At 52.7% G+C, this 18,017-nt stretch carries 6 protein-coding genes; 2 read left to right on the top strand and 4 right to left on the bottom strand.

The genetic code is table 11. From position 1 onward, the window contains the following. Positions 1–136: 136 nt before the first annotated feature. Genes AACZ40_RS03850 through AACZ40_RS03840 form a run of 3 tightly spaced genes read right to left on the bottom strand, consistent with a single transcriptional unit; the run spans position 137 to position 5,961 of the window. Positions 137–3,769, bottom strand: coding sequence for an EF-hand domain-containing protein (locus AACZ40_RS03850; protein WP_339673346.1), 3,633 nt, complete (start codon positions 3,767–3,769; stop codon positions 137–139). A gap of 34 nt (positions 3,770–3,803) precedes the next feature. After that, on the bottom strand, positions 3,804–4,880 hold the full coding sequence (locus AACZ40_RS03845) for a DUF1559 domain-containing protein (RefSeq protein ID WP_291174620.1): 1,077 nt from the start codon (positions 4,878–4,880) through the stop codon (positions 3,804–3,806). Beyond that, a complete protein-coding gene (locus AACZ40_RS03840) occupies positions 4,870–5,961 on the bottom strand; it encodes a DUF4339 domain-containing protein (protein WP_291174618.1) in 1,092 nt (363 codons plus the stop codon). Before AACZ40_RS03840 ends, AACZ40_RS03845 begins: the two co-directional genes overlap by 11 nt. Positions 5,962–6,338: 377 nt before the next feature. Between AACZ40_RS03840 and AACZ40_RS03835 the strand changes: the two genes are divergently transcribed. Further along, positions 6,339–8,759 carry a DUF1549 domain-containing protein gene (locus tag AACZ40_RS03835; RefSeq protein WP_291174616.1) on the top strand — a complete coding sequence of 807 codons (2,421 nt, stop codon included), beginning with the start codon at positions 6,339–6,341 and terminating at the stop codon, positions 8,757–8,759. A gap of 64 nt (positions 8,760–8,823) precedes the next feature. Beyond that, positions 8,824–10,281, top strand: a complete 1,458-nt coding sequence (locus tag AACZ40_RS03830; RefSeq protein ID WP_291174614.1) for a DUF1501 domain-containing protein — start codon at positions 8,824–8,826, stop codon at positions 10,279–10,281. Positions 10,282–10,387: 106 nt separating this feature from the next. On the opposite strand, the gene AACZ40_RS03825 is transcribed toward AACZ40_RS03830, so the two are convergent. Further along, positions 10,388–17,749: a PAS domain S-box protein gene (locus AACZ40_RS03825; protein WP_291174612.1), complete on the bottom strand. Its 7,362-nt coding sequence runs from the start codon at positions 17,747–17,749 to the stop codon at positions 10,388–10,390. Positions 17,750–18,017 lie beyond the last annotated feature (268 nt).

The following is an 18,017-nucleotide window of genomic DNA, read 5'->3' as shown; positions in this document are numbered from 1 at the left end:
ACCAGGAAAGCGCGGGATCTTTCCTTTGAACGACCTGGATTTAGGACAAAATGACCGACAGGAAGAGGTGGTCTTCCTTGTACTTAGGAACGCTATTCCAGGACCGCTGTGAGAGACAAAGTCAGAATGTCGCAGCTTACCTGCTGAATTTACGACGGACGACGAAGGAGATCACTCCCAGCAGCAGGACTCCATTCAAAGAGACGATCAGCGGGAACAACCAGGTAATATTGTCAGCCGGCGCCAGGCCTTTATCTCGACGTAGTTGTTCAGCCGCCTGCTGTTCTGCCTGATGAAACAGCTGGTATTCTTCCCGGTCCAGCAGCTGGTCCTGATTCCGATCGCTTTGCTGAAAATGCCTGTCTGCCTGCGTATAACGAATTTCGTAGTCGCGGGATTTGACGACATTGCTTTCCTCGGGTTTTTCTTCGGAAAAGATTTCAGAGAAGCTGATCGCTTTATTCTGGTCGAGGTCGATGACTGTGAAGTATTTATCTGCAGGGATTCTGGTCGCGTCGTAGCGAAATTCAATTTCCTCGAATTCCAGCCAGCCATTTTGGTTTCGATCAAATCTCTGAAACAGTTCCCAGGCCAGGCCGATGAGCGGAGGGGATTCTTCCAGGTAAAACTCTTCCCAGGAAATCTGACCATCATGGTCTTCATCCTGCCTGCCATACACGCGCATGGTGACATAGTTACAGCCCATGGGGGACAGACGGAATTCCTGCAGTGAGAAATAGCCGTCTCCGTCGCTGTCAAAGGCAGCCATCCCCTGGGGAACTCGTTCCTTTGTGGAATCGTTTGAGTTGACCTTTGCCAGTTCTTCCTTACTCAAGCGACCATCCAGGCTGGTATCGCTACGTTGAAAGAATTTCAGCTCATCAATATTAGACAGCGGTGACTTTGCCAGTTCCCGATAGCTCAGGTTCTGGCTTTGGTCCGTATCCAGTTCGCGAAAAATGGTAAAGACTTCCTGTGGAGGCTTATGGATCGAACGCAGGAATTCATTGACTGACAGCTGGTGGTCTCCATCCTTGTCTGCATGTGAAATATAGGAATGATACATCACGCGACCATTCGAACTCCGCAGCGGTGCCCCGGTGATGTGCCGCATTCCATAAGCAATCTCGATCAGTCTGTCTGCTTCTTTGCGATTCACTTTGCCGTTCTGATCGGCATCCCATACTCGGAATGCCACTTTTGACAGGGGAGGAAGTTTTTGTTCGAGTTCATCGTCGGGCCATTCCCAGTAGGTGAGCTGGCCGTCGGAATTGGAATCGGCGGTTTTGAAGATCTGCTGCCAGGTCCGCTGTGCTGTTGCAGCCAGGTCCGCGACAGGATCGGGGACAGGCCCTCTCTGCTCGATCGGTAATAAATCGGGGAGGGCGCGATATTCTTGCTTCGAGAGTTTGCCGTTCTGATCAAAATCAACAAGGTGGAAGTCGCGCCGCGCGGCTGCGGTGGAGGCAGGAGCCACTTTGGCGAGGTATTCTTTTTCCGTCAGTGATCCGTCCCGATCCAGGTCATTCATAGCAAAGGCTGCTGTGGGTTTCATTTTCGAAAAATCGGTCTGAAATTCAAATTCATCCGGCTCCAGCAGGCCATTCTGATTGCGGTCATATCGCTGAAACATTTCCCAGGCGATACCGATCAGCTGGGGTGAGGGTTCGGCATAAAATTCCTGCCAGGTAAGACTCGCATCATGCTCCTGCTCTTCGCGGTCAAAGACCCGCAGAGTGATATAGCTTGAGCCGATCGGGGCCAGTCGGAATTCCCGCAGCGATAACTTGCCATCGCTGTTGTCGTCAAATTCTGCCATTCCCTGGGGCAGCCGTCCTTTTGTGGAGTCATTGGAATTGATTTTTCCCAGTTCTTCCGCATCCAGGAAACCATCCAGGTTACGGTCTCGACTCAGAAATAAATTGAATTCGTCAATATTCGTTGAGGAAGCGGTGGACATTTCCCGGTAGGTCAAAAACCCATCCTGGTCGGCATCCATCTGTTGAAAGTTTTTCAGAACCTGTTCGGCAGGCAGTCTGATGGAAGGCAGGTATTCCGCCTGCGAGAGTCGATGATCTCCATCTTTGTCGGTCCGTTCGATATAAAAACGATAGAGCACCTTCCCATTGGAGGCTCGCAGGGGAAAACCATCAACGTGTTTCATGCCGTAGGCAATATCGATCAGCAGGCTGGCTTCAGCAGAAGAGACGAAACCATCCCGGTTGGCATCCCAGCTGGAAAAATCGAGTTTTGCCAGAGAGGGAATCTGCTTCTGTAGCGCAGAGTCAGGCCACTCGTTTTTTGTAATCTGACCATCGGCGTTCGTATCGGCGGCCTGTTGGATGTTTTCCCATGCCCGGTGCGCAGCTTGCGCCAGGTCCGCGAACGGGTCAGGTATCGTTCCGCGATCCCGGGGGGCGAACAGGTCGGGCAACGTCTGATATTCCTGCAGTGAGAGTGTCCCGTTTCCATCAAAATCCACAACCTGGAAGTTTCGTTTAGCCAGCTGAGGTTTCACGCTGGCAACCTGTGGCAGATGCTCTTCCCAGGTCAGTTGACCATCATTATTTTTATCATACGCCGTGAAAGCGTGTTCGGGTTTGATCTGCGACATGTCGATCTGAAATTCGTATTCATTCAACTCCAGCTGGCCACTCTTGTCACGGTCAAAACGTGTAAACAGCTCCCAGACCAGTCCGATTAACTGGGGGGCGGGTTCCGTATAAAATTCCTGCCAGGAAAGGCGTGCGTCGTGGTCCTGATCTTTCTGGTTATACATTCGCAGCGTGACATAAAAGCAGCCTACCGGCGCCAGTCGAAATTCACTCAACGAAAATTTGCCGTCCCCATCTTGATCAAACGCAGGGAACGCATGATTCAAGCGTGCTTCGGAGGCGCTGTTTAAACCGATCTTTAACAGTTCTTCTCTGCTGAGGAAGCCATCAAAGTCTTTGTCACTCCTGAGAAAAAATGTCACTTCATCAATATAGGATGTCGTCGATTTTGTCAGTTCGGAAACACTCAGCGAATCGTTCTGATCAACATCCAGCTCCTCAAACAGGGCGAGTACTTTTTCTTCGGGCCAGCGGATGGAAGGCAGGTATTCTGCTTTTGAAAGTTGGTTATCGTTGTTTTTATCCGTACGGGTCAGATAGGAACGATAGACGACCCAGCCATTGTCTGCCCGCAGGAGCGAGCCATCACTGTGTTTCATACCGTAGGCAATGTCGAGCAGGAGTTCTGCCTCTTCGGTGGTGACCTGTCCGTTCTGATCCTGATCCCAGACTGCGAATTTGAGATCGGCCAGCGGAGGAAGCTGTTGTTTGAGTTCGACTGTCGGCCATTCTGCCTGTGAGAGCTGTCCGTCCTGGCTGGCATCCGCGGCTTTCTGAATGACGGTCCATTTGCGTTTTGCAGCTTCAGCGAACAGGGCAACCGGGTCAGGGACGGCACCCCGGTTTGCTGGGGTGGTTATCCCGTTGACTGTCTGGAATTCTGCCAGCGTGAGTTTCCCGTTTCTGTCAAAATCACTTACTGTGAATGCCTGTCGGGCCAACTCCGGCTTGCTGAATGATTTGGCTTCCATGAACTCTGCTAACGTCAGACTTGCATCCGCATTGGTGTCCAGTTTTTGAAACTGTTCGTCTATTGTGTCGGCTGCCGCTGTGGGGGTAGCAGTCAGGATCAGCAGCAGGATCGGGTAGAAACAGCAGCAGAGCGTACGGTAGTTGACTTCAAACCGGACAGATGGAAACGAAGAGAAATTCATAGAAAAGTCACTATTTCAAATGGTTTTCAAATGGTTATTGTTCCAGCAGGGTTCCCGCCAGTGCCTGGCCCTGGGGGCTGGCGAGCGCCGCGTAGACTTTGCCGTCAATCTTTTCTGACAGGAAGGCAAAATGTCCGTCGCAATAACCGACGTTGACGCCCCCCGCATGCAGTGAACTGGGGAAGGGGGCTCTACCTTCGGCTTGTTTGATGCCGGCATTGATCGCAGAGGTTCCCGAATTAGCGAGGTTGTAGTCCACGTTGCCTGTCGTACATCGACCGTTCAGGCAGGGATCGCCGATATAAAAACTGGTGAGAAACGGGCTGGGCGACGACCAGTTCGCAGTCCAGCTTTCCGGGTCATATCCCGTGCGGAGATTTTCAGAAATCAACAGGGTGTTGGAGGCTCCGTCGGTAATTCCAGCCATCGTGTAGTGGCGATCCGCGCGGGTTTCTCCTTTCCAGGTCTCGTTATAAAAGAGACCCATGTAAAAAAAGAGGTCCCGGTCGGAGGGAACACCTTCATCAGCGGTAGAGGAATGGCAGATGATTCCATTGCCGTTCAGGTCTAGACGCCTGCCACGACCATCCACGGGACAGTTATGGACGCCGCCGATCTGGGCTGTGAATCCGATGCCACCATTGAGCACATACGAGAGATTTCCCTGTCCCGGTGTGACACTGAGATCATCGGGACAGGTAATGATGGGAATATGCTGACCGGCGAGGGGGATGTTGACCGGGTCCTTGCAGGATTTCTCAAAGTCCCAGTTGTTATAGATCTGGGCCTGGTCGAGGTAGGGAAGCAGATCGACGACCCAACTGCGATACTGACCAAAGGTGGCTGGTGTGCCATCCCCGAAATAGCCACATGCCGGAAACCGCTGGGCCGTGTCCGTGTTCTGCAGCAAGGCGATACCGACATTTCGCATATTGTTTAAGCATTGTAACTGCCGCGCTGAATTGCGGGCCGTCTGAATTGCCGGCAGCGTCAGTCCGATCAGCAGACCAATGACGGCAGTCGCGACGACCAGTTCAATAATCGTAAAACCCGCCGGAGAGACTGCTGCACGCTTCGTATTAGAATCTGAAATGATCCGCTTAGACTTCATCAGCACGAGACTCCAGAAACCAGGCCGTTAGATAGGTCAATACTGCAACAAAAATGACGACATCCGCAAAGTACATCCAGTAGGAGAATTCAGAACATTCTCCGATCAGGGGAAACAACAGTTTGGCTTCGGTCGGTTCCCGCGAGGGAAAGATCTGATTGTGCTGTTCTTTCCAGTTGAGCAGGAACCAGGCGGCCGCTGTGGTCATGACACCGGCGGTCAGCAGTTTATATCCCAGTCGCAGGTAAGATGCTGAGATCAAAAACAGCAGAGGTGTGATGATGGCAATCGTCAGCAGCGCACCGCTTGTATATAAGAGGAATAGAAGTGGTGAAACAGGGCCCACAAAGGGAAAATAGAATTGCCCCTCTCCCAGCCAGTTGACAACTCCCACAGTTCCCGCACTGACACACAGAATCAGTACCAACACAAACAGGGCTCGTTTCACCAGCGCGCCGGACAGAAAAGAGAAGCGGATATTCAGTACGTTCTGGCGGGGCGGCGGTAGCTCTTCCTGTTGGGGAGCCCGCTCATCAACCCGATCCACGGCAGCCTTGACGGTCGTGCTCCAGACTTCGTCAGAGTAGGCCCCCGTCTCGGCTTCGTCAGACTGTTCCTCTGCGGTTTCACCTGGGGGAAGATTCGGGTTTTCGGCCAGCACCGAGTCAGTTGCAGAAGCGGACATGCCGGCTTCCTGTTCGGAATGGATGGGAACCGGCGGGATTTTACTGTTTCGTAAGGAGAGGAGACGTCGTAACCAGCCTGGCTGGTCCGTACGTGGCTCGGAATCAGTGCCTGGCTCAACAGAATCAGACAGAAACGCATCCAGGTCTTCCAGGTCGGCTGTATCGCCGGGCGGTTCTGCATTGATCCCGGCAGAGACAGGGATGGTATCAGGATCACGCCGCGCCATGTAGTACAGGCCGACGACCGAGTCCGCTCGCTGCCAGTCATCCAGGTAGTGAGGACGCACCTGCGTTTCCGGAGCGAGCTGTTCCTCGCGGATCATTTCCACCAGTTCACGAAATGTATAAGGCCCCAGTTCTTCGTCGGACCGCTTGCAATACCACTCAGTTGCCATATGTCATCAATGTCAGCCGTGAGAAACTCAGGCTGCTGTTCTGTTATCGTAAATATTGTTAAAAAACTGTGACAGAGAAAGGGGCCAGTGTACAACAGGCATCTCCCGATAGTTAATATAAGTTCACAGGAAATGCAGAAAAAATGATAATTTTGTCTGCGCTGACTGGTGGATGGGGGGATCGCAGCCATTCCGTGTGCGGACAGGAAATGAGGCTGCTATGTTAGTCAGTCGCCTGAACCTGCTTCCGGATTTTGTGGGAGCCTGCCTGAAACGCATTTGAGAACCTCGAAAAGCAATTTGCGATTGCCGGTTGAGGTGTGATATAGTGAAGGCCTTGCCGAACATCTATTTCCGATCCTGCAACAGACTCGCCCATGATATCACGCTATATAATACCTGTTGTGATTGTCCTGCTGATCGACGTCACCTCATTCGTTCTCGCCAGCCCGGTTGACTTCGCTCACGAGGTCGTACCGATTCTGAAGAAACACTGCGCCGGATGTCACGGCGGTCGCGAGGCGAAAGGTTCCTTTTCCCTGAATACCCGCAAATTGTGGCTGGAATCCGGCTTTGTCGATCCCCAGAAGCCCGAGGCTTCTTATGTGCTCGAATTGGTCCAGTCCCGCGATCCAGAAATGCAGATGCCCCCCCGAGACAAGCCGCGTCTTTCAGCCAAAGAAGTAGCGACACTCAAACAGTGGATCTCCGCAGACCTGCCCTGGGAAGCCGGTTATTCATTTGGCATTGTTGCTTACGAACCACCTTTGAAACCGCGTCGCCCTGATCTTCCGCTGGCTGAAGACTGTCGCAACCATCCGATTGACCGGCTGATCGATCGATATCTGTCGCAGCATGAACTGCCGCGTCCTGCTCCCATAGATGATGCGACTTTTCTGCGGCGGGTGCATCTCGACCTGGTGGGGTTGCTTCCCACTCCGGAAGAGTTGAAAGCCTTTCTGGCAGACTGCTCTGTTGACAAACGGACGCTGAAAATCCGGGAGTTACTCGCAGATGATACGGCTTACGCTGATCACTGGCTGTCGTTCTTTAACGATCTGTTGAGAAACGATTACAGCGGGACGGGCTTCATTACCGGCGGGCGAAAACAGGTTTCCGGCTGGTTGTATGAATCGCTGTTATACAACAAACCATTCGATCAGCTGACCCAGGAATTAATTGCGCCCCCTTCGAAAGACAGTCGCGGGTTCATAGACGGGATCAAGTGGCGCGGCAATGTGTCTGCAGGACAGACCGTTGAGATTCAATTCGCCCAGAGCCTGGGGCAGGCGTTTCTGGGGATCAATCTGAAATGTGCTTCGTGCCACGACAGTTTTATTGACCGCTGGACACTGGAAGAGTCGTACGGACTGGCGGCGATCTATGCGGAACGCGACCTGGAGATTCATCGCTGCGACAAACCCATCGGCAAGACGGCACAGGCCAGCTGGCTCTTTCCGGAACTCGGTAAGATCGATGCCAGCGCCTCACGTGAGATCCGCCTGCAGCGACTGGCAGATCTGATGACTCATCCGGATAATGGGCGATTTACGCGTACGATTGTGAATCGGCTCTGGCATCGTCTACTGGGACGGGGCATCGTCCATCCGCTGGATGCGATGCAGACCAGGCCCTGGGACGAGGATCTGCTGGACTACCTGGCTGTGTCGTTAAGGGATCAAAAATACAATTTGAAGCAGATCCTGGAACTGATCGCCACTTCGGAAGCATATCAGTCTCAAGTGGAAGTCGTGGAAGGAGCGGAAAGCTCAGACTACCTGTACCGGGGACCTCGTGCCCGGCGCCTGACAGCAGAGCAGTTTCTGGATGGCGTCTGGCAGATGACGGGAGCCGCGCCTGACAAGTTTGATGCCCCGATCTTTCGCACAAAAGTGGAGCAGGCAGAGGTACCGGAACTTGAACTCCATGCCAGGTGGATCTGGGGCGATTCGGCTAAAGAAACGCCACCTCCCGACGAAACGATTGTCGTCAGGAGAATGATTGATCTGTCTGCTGGAGTCAAATGGGGGGGGGCGGTTCTGACCTGTGATAATTCCCATGTTCTGTATATTAATGGGCAGGAAGTCGACCGGGGGCAGAATCTGGCACAGATACGAAAATTGTCGCTGCACAAGTTTTTAAAGCCAGGCATTAATGAGATTACTGCCGTTATACAAAATGGGGGAACAAAACCGAATCCGGCGGGTTTCTTGTTTGAGGCCCGGATCGAACTGGAGAATGGTCAACAGTATTGGATTGCTTCGAATGAATCATGGGAATGGAACCCTGATGTACCTGCTGAGCGAAAAGGGCGTCTGGGTCGCATTTCAGAAAACTGGAAACCCGTGACAATAGTGAAACCGGCAGACAAGTGGACTGAGATCGTTGATGACCAGGTCCGAGAACGACTTGCTGAAGTCGCAACGGGAAAACAGCCAATGATCCGCGCGTCGCTCCTGAAAAATACGCCTTTAATGAAGTCTCTCGGGCGCCCGATGCGCGAGCAGATTGTCTCAATGCGTCCCAGCCAGTTAACGACCCTGGAAGCGATTGATCTTTCCAATGAAGCCTCCCTGGCGGAAGCTTTTACCGAGGGAGCGAAACGACTGATCGAGCATTCGGACGGTGATCCGCAACGTCTGACGGAGTACCTGTTTCTGTATGCCCTGTCGCGACCACCGACGCCAGAAGAATCTGATCTGGTGAGTCAGCTTCTGGGCGACTCACCGCAGCCCGCTGATGTGGAAGATCTGTTGTGGTCGGTCTGCATGTTGCCCGAGTTTTTTCTGATACGCTGATCTGTGGTATAATGGTTGAATGAATTCACCAGAGAACAATTTTCAAACTCTGTGAGAACAAGTGATGACATTTGAAATCGATCCCGAGGCCCCCGCACAAATTGTCCGACGTGAATTTCTCAGGCAGTTAAGTGCCGCCGGTGCTGCCGCTTTAATGGCGGGAACGCCGCGTTTGCTGAATGCCAGTGAACCCGGTTCCGTGAAACATCCGCAGGCGAGCGCCGACAGCTGCATACTGCTGTGGATGGCAGGAGGGATGGCGGCACCGGACACCTTCGATCCGAAACGCTATCTGCCGTTCAAGCAGGGGCTCAAAGTCGCCGACATGCTGAGCACCTTTCCCGCGATCCCGACAGCCGTCGATGGTTTACAGATTTGTGAAGGGCTGGAAGGAATTGCCTCAGTAATGGATCGCGCAACTCTGATTCGTTCCGCCGTCCAACCCGATCTCGGCAGTATCCTGCATTCCCGCCATCAATACCACTGGCATACCGGTTACGTCCCGCCCCAGACCGTGGCAACCCCGCATCTGGGATCGTGGATGGCACGGGTGGCAGGTCCCCGTAACCCGGTCATGCCGGCCTTCATCAATATCGGCCAACGACTGGAAGGGGTGGGTGAGAGTGAAGAACTCAAGGCTTTCACCACGGCCGGTTTTTTCGGCAGCGAATTCGGACCGCTGAATCTGCCTTATCCTGAAGAGGCTGCCCGCTCGGTGCGTCCGCCGCAGGGCATGACGGGACAGCGGTTCGTTAACCGTAACAAGCTGTATCGTCGTTTGATTGACAAAAGCCCGCAGCGCGAACTGATGAGTGACTATCAGCAGGAATCGATGTTGCGATCGATGGACAAGGCTTACCGCCTGCTCAGTTCCCAGGAACGGGATGCGTTTGACATTACTCTGGAGCCGGAAGCGAAACGTCAGAAATATGACACTGGTCGGTTCGGACGCGGTTGTCTGCTGGCGCGGCGACTGGTGGAATCGGGAGCCCGGTTTGTGGAAGTCACGACAGAGTACGTACCTTTTCTGCATTGGGATACGCACGCCGAGGGGCATACCACGGTGGATCGGATGCATAAAGAAATCGATGCACCGATAACCCAGTTGATTCTCGATCTTGAAGAACGCGGATTACTCGACCGGACGCTGGTGATTATCGCCTCAGAATTCAGTCGGGATGCGTTGATGGAAGGACAGCCGGGATCCAATGCGAAGGACCAGGCGCGCGAGAAGGTGGATGAAGTTTCCGAGATGAAGCATTACGGTCTGCATCGTCATTTCACCGGGGGAACGAGTGTGGTGATGTTCGGCGGTGGCATGAAACGCGGCTTTGTCTACGGCAAAACAGCCGAAGAACGACCGCTGATGGCAATTGAAAATCCCGTCTCCATTGAAAATCTGCACGCCACGATCATGACTGCCATGGGGATCAGCCCCCAAACCGGATTCGATATCGAAGGTCGCCCGTTTTATGTCACGAAGGATGCCAAAGGGGAAGCAGTTCAGGAACTCTTTGCCTGATCGAATTCCTTTCAGCCAGTGACGGCAGGCCCAGTGATGACAGACCCAGTGATGACAGGCCGATCGAACAGCGTCATCGTGATATGAAAGCGGGAATCGCGAGTAACTATGCGAGACCCGCATCAGAACCGACGTAGCGCTGAATCGTCTGGAGCAGCAGGTTTTTGTCGATGGGTTTACTTAAATAGTCGTTGCAGCCACATTCAATGCAGCGGCTCATATCTCCCTGCATGGCATCGGCGGTCAGTGCAATGATCGGACCGGTAAAACCCTGGTTGCGAAGTTGCCTGGCGGTTTCATATCCGTCCAGTTTTGGCATCTGCATATCAAGCAGGATCAGATCGAACTGTTCGCCTTGCTGCATGGTTTCGGTAACGATTGTCAGTGCCTGTTCTCCATCTACGGCCTCGGTAACGCTGGCACCCGCGAGTGTGAGAAAGCGTTTACTGAGAAATCGAATTTCACGCCGGTCATCGACTACCAGCACATGACAGTCGAGAGTGATTGCTTCTTCCTCGGGCGGTGGTTCATTGGATTCGGCAGTTGCCTGGGGTTGAATCATCTGGACTTTTGAAATGTCACCCGTGGCGATGGTCACCGTGAATCTGCTGCCTTTGCCTTTCGCACTTTCTACGCAGATTTCTCCACCAAGCATATTGGCCAGACGCTGGCTGATGGCCAGTCCCAGACCTGTACCGCCAAACTCACGATTGACAGTATGGTCTCCCTGCGAAAAAGGATGAAATAATCGTTTCTGCTGACGTTTTGTGATACCGATTCCGGTATCGACAATGACAAACTGCAAAATCCGGTTATTGCAGGAAACGAAGATTTTGACGCTGCCCTGCATCGTAAATTTGATCGCATTTCCGACGAGGTTAATCAGTATCTGTTTCAGCCGTTTCGGATCTGATTCGATTTCAGCAGGGATGGTTCCTTCATAGAAGATGTCCAGGTCCAGACGGCTTTCAGCCGCCCTGACATCCATGATGGAGCAGACATCTTCCAGCAGCAGATGCGGAGAAAAGCGTTCCCGGTTGATATCCAGTTTGCCCGCCTCAATCTTTGATAAATCCAGGATGTCATTAATGATATCCAGCAGGAAATCACCATTGCGGCGCACCGTATTCAGATAGGTGCTGGCAATTTTATGGTCGATCAGTTCATCGATCAGATCAATATAACCCATGATGGCGGTCATCGGTGTGCGGATTTCATGGCTCATATTCGCCAGGAATGCACTCTTGGATTCATTGGCTGCCTCGGCCATCTCCCGCGCTTCTTTGAGTGACTGCTCGAACTGTCGCTGACTGGTGATATCGAGCAGTGTGCCAATCAACTGAGTCGGTTTTCGACGAGAACCTTTGCCTGTATAAACAGGCCGGGCATGCAGACGCACCCAGCGTGTCTCTCCATCCGGACGGATGATGCGATGATCCAGGCTTTGATTCTGACCTTCCGGAAGGACGGCCGATTCCCGTAGATGTCTCTGGTAGGCACCGCGGTCTCTGGGATGAATCCAGTCCGGAACTCCTCCAAAGGGGATGTCTTTATCAGCGTCTTCCGGCAGTGCCAGCATGCGCTTCATTTCCGGTGAGTAGGATGTGGTTTCTTCCACCAGATCGATATGCAGCATGCCGAAGCCTGCAGATTCCGCTGCATTTCTTAATCGTTCTTCACTCAGTTTTATCGCCAGTTCCGATTTTTTCCGCTCGGTAATATCGAGATTGACTCCCACCATGAGAGTGGAATTATCTGCCGGGCCGGTCGTCAGATGGGCGGTGGAAAGCACCCAGGCATAATCATCGTTGGCTCGCCTGATGCGAAATTCCGAGCGAAACGGTTTTCCGTCTGAGAGACAGCTGCGCAGGTGGCTTTCCACATTCTGCCGGTCAGTCCTGTGGATCAGATCCAGGAACTGTTGCAATCCGCCTGCCGAATCCTCTGGTTCTCTGTTTGAGAATTCGTGTCTGTCGTGCGACCAGAAAAACTGATCGTTCACGATATCCCATTGCCAGATTGACAGATCTGCTGCCTGCATTGCCAGACGCAGTCGCGCTTCATTGGCACGGATGCGCTGTTCCTGTTCCCGGGTGCTGGTGATATCGGTATTGGTACCAAACCATCTCAGAATGTTGCCGTCGGTATCGCGAATCGGGACGGCACGGGAGAGGAACCAGCGGTATTCCCCGTGGCGGGAGCGAAGGGGGAAGGTGTCTTCCCAGGTTTCACCGGTATCCCAGGAATATTGGACACGCTTGACGACTCGATCCACATGGTCGGGGTGCTGCACTTTCATCCAACCCCAGCCCTGCATCTCTTCCAGTGTGGTACCCGTGTACTCAAACCAGCGTTGATTGTACCAGGTAATATAGCCTTTTTCGTCCGCCATCCATGCGAACTGCGACATGTTATCAGCCAGGTCCCGGAAGCGGGATTCGCTTTCCCGTAATGCTTCTTCCACACGCGCCCGTTCGAGACGGACTAAAATGCGTGGCGCGAGTTCCTGCAGCAGTTCCATTTCCCCGGTCTGCCAGTGAGAGGGTTCCTGTTTACTGACGGTAAATGCAAATTTCAATCGTTTCTCACTGATAAACGGGATCGAGAGCAATGATCCAATTTTCAGCGTGGCAAAGTTCTTTGCTGTTTTTTGTCTTCTGTGTGGATTCTGCGTGTCTTCGATTTGAACAGGCTGGCCTGCCAGGAACGCCTGCCGTTCTTCCTTTTCCAGGAAATTGACGATGGTATGTCTGCCTGAGATACTGGATAAACTCGATTCATGATATTCGTAGACCACTTTTGCGATCTCCGTTTTTTTATCCAGTTCGATCAGCAGGCACCGTGATAAGCCCAGGAAATCAGCGATGCTGGCACAGGTCTGCTGCATGATCGCTTCCACTTTCAAGGGACCACTGAGCAACTGCTGCAGTTGATCAATGAACGCCAGGTTCTGTTCCCGTTGTTTGCGCTCAGAGATATCACGCACCGTTCCCACAAACATGATTTCGCCGCGCAATGCTGCTTCACTCACTGCCAGTTCCATGGCAAACGTGCTGCCATCTTTGCGCAGCCCGCGGACTTCTCGCTTACTTCCTATGATTTTTGCATCTCCTGTGGCCAGGTATGCCTTGAGATACGAATCATGTGCGGAATGCCAGGGCTCGGGCATCAACATCCTGACATTCTGCCCGCGCAGTTCCTCCAGGTTATATCCAAACAGCTCCCGGGCTGCTGGATTAATGGAATCCATCTTTCCTGCTGCATCAATGGTAATCATTCCATCCACGGCGGAATTGAACATCGATTCCAGGCGTGCCGCTGTTTCTTTATGCAGGTTTTCCACGGCGACACGTTCACTGATATCAACGCCAGAAGGAATCAGGTACTCGACCTCGCCCTGTTGATTAAACACGGGGGCAATCATGAAATCGATCATCAGTCTGCGTTCCGGTCCACCCAGTCCGGCAGCGAACAGGGGCACATCGTAGCGGACGACCTCGCCGGCAAAACCTTTTGCCATTGATTCACGCATCTTCTGCGAGACGGCTGCATCGTAAGTCCACCAGGCACATTCCGCGAAATGTTTACCGATGACATCCTGGCGTGTCAAACCGGCAATCTTCAAGGAATCTTCGTCGACCTCCAGCAAGATGCCCTCCCGGTCAATCACGCCGACGAGTCCCAACTGGTTATTAATCACACGTCGCAGATGGGCTTCCCGGTCGGCCAGTTCCGCTTCAGCCCGAGCCCGTTCAATCCGGACGCAGAGCCGATTGGTGATTTCCTGCAACAGGTTTAATTCGTCGGGACGCCACTGGTATGCTTCACTCTTCAATGCGGAAACAGCAAATTTGATTCCCCTGGGAGTGATGTAGATTGAATTACAATAAGCGCCTACTCCGATCGACTGGAATATTTCGGCGATCTGATTTTCCTGCTCCGGATGTTGCGTGTCTGAGAGGGAGAATTGCTGGCCGTCCAACAGCTTTTGTATTTCCTTTTCTGTATGAAAATCGCGAACGCGATGTTTTCCTACAATTGACTGCAGTGGTTTGTCATGATGCTCAAACAGGATATCTGCAAATTCGGCAGTTTCATCGAACTCCACAATCAGGCAGCGGAATAATCCGAGATAATCGGCTGTTTCCCTGGTGGCCACATCCATCAGATCGTCCACGCTCGACAGCGGGATTAATTGGGCCTGTAGATCCGACAGGAAGGACAGATTCAATTCTTCCCGCTTGCTGACCGTAATATCCTGGGCGACCTGCGTCGCATAGACGGGAACTGCCGGCTCGACACTGCGATCAAAATAGATTTGCTTGCGGGTGCTGATCCAGCGGATTTCCCCTGAAGGTAAAATCAGCCGATGTTCCAGATCGCAGCGGCCATCCCCGCATGCCTCAATACATGCCTGAATCTGCTTCGCTGCAGGCTCTCGATCTTCCGGATGGTACAAGTCGAGCATTTCTTCCCGGGTGATCGAGATTTCTCCGTACCCCAGACCATAGATGGCAGCCGCTTCGGGGGTCAGCGTAATCCTGTCATCGGTATAATCCACACGGGCCAATCCCAGATTCGCAATTTCGACACCCAGTTGCAATTGACGGCTGGATTCCAGGATGACACGCTGAGCTTCTTTTTGCTCGTGGATATCGGTATTCATTCCGACCCAGCGTAAGATTGAACCATCGCGGTTCTTCTGGGGCACACCCCGCGCGTGGACCCAACGCCATTCTCCCTGCCGATGCCAGAGTCGATATTCCACGGAAAACGTCTCGACATTCGAAACCGCCTGCTGCCAGATCTGGATGGTTGCCTGCTGATCCTCTTCGTGCACGACATTCAGCCAGCCTTTGCCTTTCCATTCCTCGAAGGTCTGCCCGGTGAAGCTCCGCCAGCTGGGGGAGTCATCGACGACCATGCCTGTTGCATCAGTCATCCAGACAATCTGGGACGAGGCTTCGATGAGGATCTGGAATAACTCCTGGCTGTTATGCAGCTCTGAAACATCAATGAACGTAACGACGATTCCTTCATTCTCCCCCGAGTGGGACTGGTAAGGCAGTACCCGGCGGATAAAGATTTTCCCGGAATCAGAGATGACTGTGTGTTCTACAGGTTTGCCCTGCTGCAGCTGACGCGGATGGGGCAGGGGAGGCATTTCTTCGACGAGGGGCACAAACCGTTCCAGTGGCCTGCCGATATCTGTCTGGATGAGCCCATAAATTTCGGTGATCGCAGGTGTAAAGCTGCGGATGAGTAACTCATCATCCAGAAAAACGGTGGCAATCTGCGTGCTCCGCAGCAGGTTTTCCAGATCGCTGTTCGTCCGCGCCACGGAATTACTGACGGCGGTAATTTCTTCCTTGGATGTTTCCAGCTCTTCATTGGTCGACTGCAGCTCCTCATTCATCGACAGCAGTTCTTCGTTCGTCGACTTCAACTCCTCATGAGCCACATCCATTTCCTGCAGCGACTTTTCCAGCTCATCGCGAGTGTTCTGTAATTCGTGTTCCAGCTGAGCGATGATCAGGTCTGCATTCGGGACAGATCCAGGGGAAGACGCTTCACCGGACTCTCTTTTGACCGGCAGACCCACGTCATGAAAAACCACCATAAACAGGCCTTCGTCTTCACCCAGACTTGGCAGAGGCTGAACGGTTATCATCACCTGCTGAATCAGATCTCCTTTTCGGATCGTCAGATGTTCCTGCTGTACCTTGCGGCGGGATTTGATGGATTCATTGAGGGCGGAACGCAAGCCAACACGTAATCCCCGGGCTGCCATTTTCACGATGTTGTTCTGAAAATCTCCTTCGCCCAGTGTCAGGTATTTCTCCATGTCGGCATCGGCGTTGAGGATTTGTCCTGATTCATCGATCACACAGGATTTTGGCGCAAATTCATCCAGAAGAATCCGCTGCCTGAGATTCCGCAGATCAACTTTGGCATCGGGCTCCCGTTGCTCGCTGGATTTTAACTGTAACCGGTTCTGAATTTCAGGCAGAGACATGCCCGAGCCTACGGCGGTCGCTTTTCGTTGTGAAATACGGGATTTGCTGTCGACAGTGCGAAATAATTCGCCGTGAGAGGTGATGTTTTCACTGGGACCTAAAAACAGATATCCGGAAGGCCGCAGGGAATAGTGAAACAGGGGGATGAGTTTTTTCTGCAGATGCGGTCCCAGGTAAATGAGGAGGTTACGGCACGAAATCAGGTCCAGACGCGAAAAGGGGGGATCACTGATCAGATTATGTACCGAAAACAGAACCAGTTCACGGATTTCGCTGGTGACTTCATAGCGTTTTCCCCGCCTGATAAAAAACCGTTTCAGACGCTCGGGGGAAATCTGCTCTTCGATGCCCACCGGATAGATGCCCGCGCGTCCCAACTGGAGTGCGCGCTCATCAATGTCTGTGGCAAAGATCTGCAGTTGCGGCGGTGATTTTAACTGGTCCATGACTTCGCGGCACAAGATCGCCAGCGTGTAAGCTTCTGAGCCATTGGCGCAGCCTGCGACCCAGATCCGCACACAATCGTCGGTGTCGCGATTTTCAAACAGTCGGGGCAGTACTTCACGGGCCAGTCGTTCAAATGCCTGGGGATCGCGAAAAAACTCGGTCACTCCAATCAGCAGTTCACGAAATAAGGTCTGTGCTTCCTCTTCATTCTCCTGCAGGTAAGCGACATAATCATTGGCCTGACTGCATTTCAAGATTTGCATTCGCCGCTGAATTCGCCGCGTCAGCGTACTGATTTTGTAGTGCTGGAAATTATGACTGGTCTTTTTCAGCAGGGTCGCCGTGATATCGGGAATGGCATCCGCAATCTGATCCTGAATGCGTGATTGAGTTTCCGAGGTGTTCACTTTTTGCAGATGCTGTCCATATTGCAGCAGTTCCCGTGCGATGGCAGCAGGGGGAAGCGTATGATCCGCCACTCCCGTTGTGGCAGCACTTCGCGGCATACTGTCGTACCTGGCCGAACTGGGATCTTGTGCAAACGTCAGACCACCACTGTCGCTGATGGCTTTTAGTCCCAGGGTGCCATCACTGCCCGCTCCTGAGAGAATGATTCCTACGGCACGCTCCCCCTGATCGTCGGCAAGCGAATGAAAAAAGTGGTCGATGGTGTGAGAGGTATGTGTGTCTGTCTTCTCAGCTGCCAGGCTTACAAAACCATTTGTGATTTCCAGCAGTCCCTGCGGGGGACAAAGATAGAGTCGGCCTGCTTCCAGTTTCGTACGGGCTTTCAGTTCGGATACTTCCAGTGAAGTATATTTCTTGAGGAGATCCGGCAGCACCAGTCTGCTGTTTGGCTCGCGATGCTGGATGTAGACCAAAGCCAGATCTGGTGTATCACCAAGTGACTCCAGCAGCATTCCGAATGCATCCAGGCCTCCGGCGGACGCGCCCACACCAACAATAATCGGATGATTGTTGTTCTGTTGACGGTTCTGGTTCATCAAAATCCTTCGGCCCTGTAATTTCTAGTGACATGTATGGCAGGGAAGCACTAAAGATTCACTGAGGGGGTCAGCCTCGGCTGGTGGTTCGCCTGTTGAAGCGAGCAGCCAGTCTGCTGCACTCGTGTTTTTTTACCTGTTCAGGACTTAGTGCCATCAAGTCCGCAGCCCGGAACGTCTCACATTTATTGATTCAAGTCTGATTATTTCAAAAAGTATCCTATAGTCAATTGGATTAGAGAAACAATCATACCAAATCAGCATCGCA

Origin of the sequence: uncultured Gimesia sp. (genome assembly GCF_963972345.1) — a bacterium.
Classification (GTDB): domain Bacteria; phylum Planctomycetota; class Planctomycetia; order Planctomycetales; family Planctomycetaceae; genus Gimesia.
The sequence above is the reverse complement of the archived record's forward strand: the minus strand, read 5'-3'. Positions and strand labels throughout refer to the sequence as shown.

Excerpts from the sequence above, each read along its gene's own strand:
- AACZ40_RS03850 (WP_339673346.1), bottom strand. The coding sequence starts at position 3,769 with ATGAATTTCTCTTCGTTTCCATCTGTCCGGTTTGAAGTCAACTACCGT.
- AACZ40_RS03835 (WP_291174616.1), top strand. The coding sequence starts at position 6,339 with ATGATATCACGCTATATAATACCTGTTGTGATTGTCCTGCTGATCGAC.
- AACZ40_RS03830 (WP_291174614.1), top strand. The coding sequence starts at position 8,824 with ATGACATTTGAAATCGATCCCGAGGCCCCCGCACAAATTGTCCGACGT.
- AACZ40_RS03825 (WP_291174612.1), bottom strand. The coding sequence starts at position 17,749 with ATGAACCAGAACCGTCAACAGAACAACAATCATCCGATTATTGTTGGT.
- AACZ40_RS03840 (WP_291174618.1), bottom strand. The coding sequence starts at position 5,961 with ATGGCAACTGAGTGGTATTGCAAGCGGTCCGACGAAGAACTGGGGCCT.
- AACZ40_RS03845 (WP_291174620.1), bottom strand. The coding sequence starts at position 4,880 with ATGAAGTCTAAGCGGATCATTTCAGATTCTAATACGAAGCGTGCAGCA.